Raw genomic sequence first — 6,491 nt, 5'->3', positions numbered from 1 at the left:
ATTAGCTGTGTTTTCGTCAGTCAGCAATTCTGTCTTTACAGTTAATGTGTAAGTGCCAACCGTTGACGGCGTTGATAAATTGAAGGATAGTAGAGCAACTCTTTTTTTACCTAAACTCACATATTTAGTTTCTAGAGGATTACCTGCAAAATATAGAGTTACAGGCACATTGCTTTCAGCGCTTCTACCTACATTTCTAACGTAGACATCCACATTTATAGTTGTATTAGTTTGCGCACGATAAGGCGCGAAAACCGTAGAGATATTCTTGCTATATCCAGTACCCCAACCTATATTGGTAGTCACATCATGCGTATATGCAGGTGGCGAAAACCACACAGCTCTCAAAAAATCGTCCCAGTGCATACCTTCGTCATGAGCAAACTTTATTGTTATCTCCTGATGTCTATCTTCACGATAGGTATCGTAAAGAGCCATGTACATATAGGCGTATTGATTGTTTAAAGTATAATTTCTGTACGGGAAATATACAGAGAGGCCATGGTCGTCAGTAGCGCCTTTCTTAGCAAGTATTACGTAATCTATTGCGCTCATTAAATTACTACACGCAGTTTTCAAGTCAGAAGGTATTGCTGTTTTATTTAGCTCGTATGCAAAATCGTAAAGGTCTGCATACACAAGATATTCTACATTATCAGGGTGTAATACAGCATAGCCTTTTGTTGCAGAACTAGCTGTTGATATTTGAGTTGGATATACATCTACATATTCGCACAGCAAGTCGGCAAAATTTTTCATTGCTTCTATTAAACTCGGTAGTCTGCTCATGTTAACTGCGGATTGCGTTATCATACCGCCACTACCAACGTAATCATTAACCCATTCTTGCGCTAAGCGCTCTGCACTCCAAGTCGGGCTTGCTTTGAGATCTGCTAGAGTGTAGTCATACTCTCTAGAATCTGCTGGTATCTTATCTTCTGAGAATACTATATAATCAACCAAATCTTGTAATTGATAGGCAACTTCTATCATACCCATCAAGCACATATCGAATAATATAACATCTATCTTTTTGCCTGTTTCCTGCACTATTATTCGTAAAGATCTTTCCAGCTCGTCAAGCTCAATTTCATAGTAAGGCTCCCCAGTAGTATCATCCACATTCATACCTTTCCATCCAGTGCCATGATTCCAGAGCACCAAGCAGAATTTTTCAGATGGATAATTTTCCATAGTCCATCTCATATAATCTACAAGCGTTCTGCCATCACTCATATCAGGCTCTTCAATTGCTGTTCTTCGCGTACCAACGCCTGTTGCAGGATGATAGATTACATTATAAATGCCAGGCTTCAGATCAATATTTAATTGGTCATCGGCAATTACAACAATTTGCACGTCAGTTGTTGAGCCTACTTTTTCCATTTCGTCGACATCATCATTTGTATATTTGCTCAGTGTGCTGTCATCGCCGTCCAAAAAAACCATCACAGTCCATTTTGCAATAACTTTTTCCTGCGCTTTTACACTACTACCTTCTTCGTAAAATATACTACTGGATTTAGCACTGCCCAAAATAAGCATAAATACTATCGATATTATGAATAATAATTTTCTATGCACTCTTTCCACCTTGCCTTGCTAATCCATATCATGGTTTAATAAAGATTTCTAGATATAAAATTTTTTCTAATCATGCCGTTTGTATCCAAACTTTAGATATAGTTACGAATACTAAGTAGCCTTTTCCAGATTCTAATGCAAAGTCATTGATGCCTGTATTTACGCAATGAATTACGAATCTGCCAAGCTCGTTATCCCAGTAAGCAACTGCCTCGCAATTGCCTATATTAGCTGCAAGATCGCTTGCTTTAGCAAAACTCGAGCTGAGTAATCCTATATTATTCCAGCCTTTAGTTAGAGCTGTTGAGACAGTTGTTATTTTACTACCTAGAAGTATGAATTTAGTTGTACCGTTAACTATATGCACCAAATAGCCTCTGCCTGGCTCTAGTATGAAGTTATTAGCGCCTGTCTTCTTATCGTAAGTTACGAATGCGCTGCCAGTCCAGTTTGCTACATGGGTACAGTTAGCGCCTATTGCAGTACCTAATTGAGCTGCTGTGGTTATTGTTGCATTAGTATAAGGCAATGTTAGATAATTCCAGCCTGGCTCGAGTGTGAACACGAAGCCAGGTACTTTTATTGTAAACGAGCTGTTGCTCACATCAAGCCCTATTTTACCAACGTTATCTTTAGCTTCTACTTTAATATAGCAATCTGTAGATTGCTCTAAAGGTATTGTCCATTGATAGATACCGCTAGCAGGCTGATTAGCTGCAATTAGCGTCCAAGTACCTGCAACTCCTTTTGTAGAATAGTAAATACTCACAGGATTTGTAGCTAACGGATTTGTACCTTGAGTTGCAACCCAGCTAATATTGAACTTATCGCCGCCTATCATTACTTCCTCACCGTTAGGCGCTTTAACTAACACAGAAGGCGGTAAAGGCGCACCGCTTATTCTTATTACTATATCCTGCTTATCGTTAAGCCAGTTCTGTGTTTCTTTTTTTGTTATTACAATTATTCTGTAGAAGCCTTCTTTAGTAAAAGTGAAAGGCCATGAGAGCGTTTTGGTAGCTCCAGGGGCTAATGTTGCGTAAGTGTTCTCAGTTATACGATAAATCTCATTTTCTTCAGTTCCAATATTTGCACTTTTCCATAGAGGCTCTGATTTAAGTGTAGTTACGTTCCAGACATAGACGTCATCGAAATGCACTTCGCCGCCGATACACCATAGTCCCACCTTGCCACTCAATATATGCGGCGGCGTTGGTAGATCTGCACGCTCATCTTCATAAGTTCTTTCAAACACCCATGTGCCGTCAATCCAGCATTTAAGAGAAGGTCCTCGAGCAACTACTTTTAAAGTATACCATTCGTTCCGCATTGGAATGAAAGGTATTGAAATTGTGGTTTTTGCAGAGGCGCTAATAACTCTAGATATAAGTGTATTATTCATATACTCAGGCGCTATTCTAAATTTATAGTGATTGTTAACATCTTGATATCTAAGCACTACTCCACCCCTTGGCGGTGAAGCGCTTGCAACAGTACTTACAATTTTAACTTTAGCTTCTAAAGTATAATCTGTCCATGTGCTATCGCCGACAACCGCAAAACTCTCGCTTGTGCTTGTCTGCTTTAAAACGCCTTCGGAAACGCTCCAAGTGCCTGAAACGAATGTGAAGCCATCTGCAACACCATCTTCAAAATCTTCTTTGTAAATTCTAGGAACCTCTTTAATTATGCAAACAACGTCAAAAGGATTCTGCGCTAAACTACCGTAGTTTTTCACAGTTGCATTTATATCGTAAGTACCAGGCGGATATGTAGCTCCATCTACAAAATTATCTATTTTAGCAACGCCTGTGTCGTTCTTTATAGAGATTACAAAATTAATATCTGCAACATCTGTTTCCGAAACAGCAGTTACGTCGCCGTAAGTAGCACTGGAGTCATCTGCGTTAGCAATTAATCTATATGTTACGCCCCCGTTGAGATTTACTATTACGTAGCGACCTGACTCGTTCGTCCAGCCAGCGCCTCTTACTATTTTAGTATCAGCCGTATCCACTGCTTGCACTATAGCGCCTTGAATCTCTTTACCAGTTTGATTTATTACTTTACCTGAAATAGAAGTAGGTGGCGGTGCAAATGTGCCGCTTGGCGAAATTGGCTTTGATGTGAATTGCGAGTAAGTAGTAGTGCCTTTATAAACCCTTTCATTCCAGCCGAGCAGAAAACTATACCATCTTCTGTTATACTTACCGCCATAGCCTTTGTTGTCATCGTAATTCACATACTGCCAGTAACAAGGCATGAAAAGAGTCTGCCTTGCACCACTTGCGTAAGTACCGCTCCAGACCGCCCAAGACTTGCCAGCAGTCCAGTTTATACTACTGTAACCGCCAGCTTTCGGCGAGATATCGTCAGCCCAACTTAATTCAAGCAAAGGATAGACTGCACCGTAGACTGGAATATTATTACCTAACCAATCGTTAGTAGTTCCGAATCCTCTGTTTCCGGATTCTGATGCTGCTGCAGTTATTCTGAAATAATCACGAAACGTTGCAGTAGTTGCAGAATCGTAAGCTGTGTCGAGCCCCATCAAGCACATTCTAGGCTTCCTGTTTGTAAGACCAACAGCTGCAGTATCCAAATAACTTTTTATATTAGTCTGCTCAGTAGTGCTTAAAGGTGCTTCACCTGCTCGAAAATGAGCTGTTGTAGAAGAAGTTTTACCTCCGCAGTTCCAGATTATTATATCGTACTGCACCATTGTAGCGGTAGGAATTACGCTTGCACTCTCGTTCCATTCTTCGTGCGCTATACCAGTAAGATTAAGGTAGTGTGATAGCAGCCAGCCTAAATCGTAGCCTTTATACAAGCCTGAAGAAATGTATTCGTCATTAACAAACATCACTTTAAAAGGCTGTGCCGGCGTTCTGAACCAATAGTAATTCCCGTTGTTATTGTCTACAGCCCAGTTGCCTGCTTTGTCTGTAACGTTAACTTGGAATTTGTAGGTAGTGTTGGGCTTGATTACAGGAGTTTCGAACCCTTTCGATCTACTACTCAATATATACCAGCCGTGATAATAATTCCAATATTCTACGTAAGGCGTTCTTGCATAGTAATCGCGCTCACCCCATATGCCAGTACCAGTATCTTGGATATAAACTTGTCCTTCTGCAAGCTCGTCGGTATACCACTGCAGAGTTGCATGCGCAGGCGCCAACCCTGTAATGAAAACGTTACTTATTTTAGGCGCTACGCAGTCGTAAGACACATTTGCATAAACTGTTGCGGCTGGCGATGCATCTGTATATCTAGCTGTTACAAGGTCGTTTTCTGCGTAAGTTAATATTCTATTTGTTGAAGCGTCACTTTCGCTAGTGGTCGTGAAATTAACAACCGCTGTAAATAATGCTGAATTTACTCCAGCTTCAACGCAAGTAACTTCTATACCTTTAGGGTCTGCTTTACTATAAATTTTAACTCTCGTAGTTTCTATTTCAGCTGGATTAGCGTTAAGATCGCTATCTATCACACAGACAGTTCCTTGCGCACCGTTATAATAATTGTAATAATTTGCGCCCAACCATTCAACTCTACCTGTAGCATTACCAACTCCAGAGACTACTAGCGCATATCTTAGGGCAGCGGCAGAAGAATGGGCATACACTCTAATTGTATAAACCCCTTGAGGGACTGGATTCTCTATAAAAACGCATTCTACATTATTCTGTCTATCAGGTCCTGTGCCGCCTAATGTCCAAGGCCCTGAAAGTGTAAACGAAGAATTAGTGCCGAAATTATTACCTAAATAATAAGTAGTGCCGTCCGGAGCTGTAACTCTAAGGTCTAAATCGTAATAGAGCGCTTTATTAGAGCCCACAGCGCCTGGAGGATAGTCAGTCCATACAAGAGTCACTTTTAAGGGCTGTAGCCCAGTAGCAAGAACTTGATAATCTTTATAACTACCAGTAGATAGAGCCACATTCCGATCGTCTATATAGAAATTACTCCATTTCTTGATTATATCTTTTACATTTGCAACTCCCCAACCCTGCACAATAACGCCAACCTCATCTATAACTCCATCAGCTCCTTTCAAATCCTCTCCTACTATACCATTTCCGTTTGCATCGCAAGGTCCAAACCCGTGCCATATAGTGCCTGCAGGATTGGTAAAATTAGTATCCCTACCTGTGTTTATTAAAAGCGCTTTTACTAATGACGAGGAAGGATAGACGCCAAACTGAGCATAGTAATCTTGCATTATCAAAGCGCAGAGACCTGAAACCATAGGAGTGGCTGCGGAAGTGCCTGAAAAAGTCTCGTAGTCTAAAGGAGTCTCGCCTTCTGTAACGCTATCGCCACCAGTACCAAGCTGGTCTGCAGTGTAGATATTGATAAAATCGCCCATAATATCAGGCTTCCACCTGCCGTCGTCAGTAGGTCCTCTTGCAGCATCGTAATGCTGTAAGTCATCGCTTGGGTCATCGTTCTCTTGATCCTGTACTCCGCCTACTGTAATAACGTTCTTCGCAGTAGCGTAAGTTGTAATAGTGTCAAGCTTATAATCATCAGCTGGATTTAGTCCAGAGCCTTGACCTGCTGCAAAATTTAACACGTAATAAGGATTGTTCCAGCATCTACTATCTATCGAGTTAGTATCTGTGCCGTAATAGCCGCTAGTACCGCCGCCCCAAGAAGCTGAGAATATTCTAGCTCCTGCATTCCAGCCGTTTAGACAATAGGAATCGTACCAGTTTGAACTGCTATAAACGTAGACTATTTTAGCGCCCGGCGCTATACCCCTTGAATAAGGTGTTCTACCTAATCCTACAATAACACTGACTACGCAAGTGCCGTGCTCAGCTGACCAATTATCAGGATATTGATTCACTACTATTTGCTCGTTAGTTCCTGAGCCGTACAAGCCTGGAATTTCACCGAAC

General features: G+C 41.1%; 2 protein-coding genes. Both read right to left on the bottom strand.

Going from position 1 to position 6,491, the window contains the following annotated elements:
- Window positions 1–1,584, bottom strand: a 1,584-nt coding sequence (locus QMD21_00945) for a clostripain-related cysteine peptidase (GenBank protein ID MDI6855338.1), incomplete at its 3' end; no start/stop codon positions are given.
- Between the two features lie 70 nt (window positions 1,585–1,654).
- Complete coding sequence (locus tag QMD21_00940; protein MDI6855337.1) at window positions 1,655–6,472, bottom strand: S8 family serine peptidase; 4,818 nt, start codon at window positions 6,470–6,472, stop codon at window positions 1,655–1,657.
- Window positions 6,473–6,491: the final 19 nt, after the last annotated feature.

The sequence above is a fragment of the Candidatus Thermoplasmatota archaeon genome (genome assembly GCA_030018475.1).
In the GTDB taxonomy this organism is placed as follows: domain Archaea; phylum Thermoplasmatota; class JASEFT01; order JASEFT01; family JASEFT01; genus JASEFT01.
This window is presented reverse-complemented; position numbering and strand designations above follow the sequence as displayed.